Below are 3,253 nucleotides of genomic sequence, written 5' to 3' on the forward strand. Positions count from 1 at the left end.
TGATAAGGACGATCCTGTCCTTGATCAGATCGTCATAGAACCGAACCCTGTCGCCATTTTGGGTAACGACGTCGACGTTTGGGAAGTAGTCCTTTCCCCAACGCGAACTCTTGGCCGCCGGTTCGCCGGGGCTGAATAGAAAAATCGCGGTTATCGCCGCGACGGCTGCGAACCATCGTTTCATCTGAATCTCCGAACAGCAGGCAGGCCAGCGCGGCACGCGCGCCAAGCTCACGTAACGAGGACAAATCTCTTCCTGGTTGACCGGGCTTCGGCTCGGCCAACCGTTCAAGGAGCGACCGTGCCTGAGAGCTGCGCTGCCTGCATCGGCTGACTGTCCTTCCAACCTTTCGGCACGCCTTCGGGCAAGATTTCCGGCGCGGTGAAAACGACACCGTCCGGGGTCGGGTTGGGGGTCGGGGTCACCGCGGTCTGAGGCGAGCCGGCCACACCGGTCAGCAACTGAATGCGTGCCAACATCGCGAAATCCTCATGCACGGTGTTGTGGCAATGATTGACATAAGCGCCGCCGAATTCGCCAAATTGAACCTGGAAGGTGACGCTACCGCTTTCGCCCAACCGCCAGACGTCCTTCCGCTGGAGGTTCTCGGTCGCCGCGAGTTTCGTTCCGGTGCGCGCAAAGGTCACCCCCTCCTCGAAATGGAGGTGAATGGGGTGGTCCCAGCCGCCGCCGCCGTTCCTATAAGTCCAATGCTCGACCTCGCCAGCTTTCGGAATGAGCAGGGAAATCCTGTTGGCGTTCATGGAATGCGAAGACTCGCCGTTGATGCGAATGGTCCAGGGGAAATTGACCACTTCGCCGCAATCGGGCACGCACCCATCCGGCCCGCGGGAATCCCCATCTCCCGACCTGCCGAACTCGACGAACCTTGTGCGCACCGGCGTGACGATCGGAATCTGTTCGGTCAATTTGGCTGGAACCCGGCTGACGTCAGGGTCCGTGGCGCGGTGGACGACACCGGGCACATCGACACTTTCGACCGCGCCGACCACCCGAAACTCAAGCATCGGCCCGACAAGCGGATCCTTGGAGGTCCCTTTCAGCGCATTTGTCAGGCTGAGTTCTTCCTTCGGACCACGCCCGTCGTCATGAAGGATCTGATTGACGACCCGTATCTTGTCGCCGATCCGGAAGCCAGAAAAATCGACGACGATATCGTAGCGTTCGGCTATGCCCTGCACGGGAAGGGAGGTCAGGGTCAAGGGTGTGACCACCAGGTTCCCGTCATTGGCGATGAACTTGATCGGGACAGGATTTCCTTTGGCATCCGCCAGGGCAAGCTTCAGGAAACGTGACATGCAGGCGTTCAGGATACGGAAGCGATATTTTCGCGGCAGGACTTCGAAGAATGGCGCATAGCCGAAATTGACCAGCGGCACGTCGCCGAGCATTCCGTCCGTATCGAAAATATCGAAGAAGAGCTGGCCCGACGCGTCGCATGCGCAATCGGAAAAGATCAGGTTGACGTCGAAGTCGATGTTGCCCCAACCCAGAAGCTTGCCGCTGGGCAGCCGCAGATTGACGCCGTCCGATAGCTCCTCGTTGCCGCGGTCGGGGCCGCTGTAATAGTTTATGGCACCAAGATTGCCCTTGTAGACGTTTTCCGCCGTGAAAAAGAAGCGGTGATCATGCGCCCACATGCTGCCTTGTAACTCGCGGAAGTCTCCTGGGACGTTGATGAGGCCGGTGCTGTCGTCCGGGCCTGATGCCCGTCGATCGGTAGCCTGTGTGTTGATCTTGTCGCGCCGCGCAAGCGTCGTGCTCCAGCGGTAGTCGTAGAATGTCCCTGGGAAGTGGTGCACATTCGCCGCGCCATCGCTTTCGGCGCCATTGTGCGCATTGTGAAAGTGAAGTTGGGTCTCGTTGCGCCCGAAGCCGTTGTTCTCCGCCCGGTTTACCGGCAGGTCGTTGTAGACGCGGGTGATGATGGGTTCGCCGTAGCGGCCTTTGATCAGGAATGGCGGCAGGCTGCATTCACCGGTCCTGCCGGCGCCATAGGTCCAGGCGCTGTTTGGCTGCTGGTGCGGAAAACCTTCGTGAAAGTATCCGCCGGTAGCGCCTTGGGTAATCTGGCCCAGCCTGAGTATGTAGCCGACCTTTGGAAAGAACTCGTCCCAGCGTTGGTGCGCGAAGATTTCGCCGGGCGGCCGGCCCTCGATTGGCCCTCGATTGGTCCTGGTATTGATGAATTGCCTGTTTGTCGGATCGGCCGAAAAGTCGGTGTGATATGACAAACGTTTCGCCGGCCGTTCGGCCAGTTGTGCGGGAAATGCGGCATGACCCTGTGATGTCCGCGTCATCGGCACAGGGTTGAGCAAGTGCAAACGATGCATGGGCTGCGAGAATTTCTTGATGCCGAACAGCGGTGTGCGCGGCGCGCCGGTTGGCACCGCCGCATAGGCGCTCTTTGCAAACGGACTGAGCCCATTTTTCATGGCGAGCATTCCGCTCGCCGTGAAGATGCCCCATCGCAACAACTCGCGACGTGTTACCTGTTCCTGATTGATTGCCCGAGCAATCTCGGCACGGTTTTCCCGTGCGAGCTGCGCTTCTCTCTGTCGCGCCCGCGACGCATCGTTGGAAATGTACATTTAATCCGCCCCTATCAAATGTAGTTCACGGTCCTCCGATCTGGACATCTGCAGATAATACCCCTCAACACTTGCAATCTCAATGATTAGATCAGGCCTTAGTCTTATAACTATTCCGGATTAGTTCGAGAGAAATTTTACAAAGCATAATGTTTACCGTTTCCAGTTGAGGGTTTCTGTAATTATTTTATGGTTTGCTCGAGTTTATTAATACAGTTTCGTATTAGATCTCGTTTTGTAGTAGGCGCTCTTTGTGTAGGCTTGATGCTTTCGTCGGCAGAGTGACCATGCGAGAACGAAGCCAGTCCTGATCGGCGGTCGCAGCAGGGGCCTGCAAGCGCAAGTCGCCAGAGCATTTTCCGGAAATGCAGCGCTGCTCAGGAAAACCGGGACGAATTTTGAAGGTAACAGCAGCGTTCTCACTGTCGGGGAAAGAAAATGTTGCACCCTCGACGCCGCCAAGCAGAGGGGGCAGTCTCCGGCAGACGAACGTTGGGATCGCCGTCCACGGGTTAGCCTGTCTTATTCACGAGCGGCGATGGTGCGTTACGTCTGAGCGTCGGGCGCGGCATTCAGTGGCGTCTGTTGCACCGCGGGCTTTGGCTGGACTTGTGGAACGCGCTGGAGGTTGAAGGTGTGT

Annotated in this window: 1 protein-coding gene and 1 pseudogene; both read right to left on the reverse strand. The window is 57.8% G+C overall.

Annotated features, from left to right (window positions below):
- Positions 1-184 (reverse strand): annotated as a pseudogene (locus tag AC244_RS34680) (SCO1/SenC/PrrC family cytochrome c oxidase assembly protein); the annotation flags it as partial.
- Between the two features lie 104 nt (positions 185-288).
- Positions 289-2,613: a multicopper oxidase family protein gene (locus AC244_RS34685; protein WP_053253352.1), complete on the reverse strand. Its 2,325-nt coding sequence runs from the start codon at positions 2,611-2,613 to the stop codon at positions 289-291.
- Positions 2,614-3,253: the final 640 nt, after the last annotated feature.

This window comes from Ensifer adhaerens (assembly GCF_001270265.1).
Classification (GTDB): domain Bacteria; phylum Pseudomonadota; class Alphaproteobacteria; order Rhizobiales; family Rhizobiaceae; genus Ensifer; species Ensifer adhaerens_B.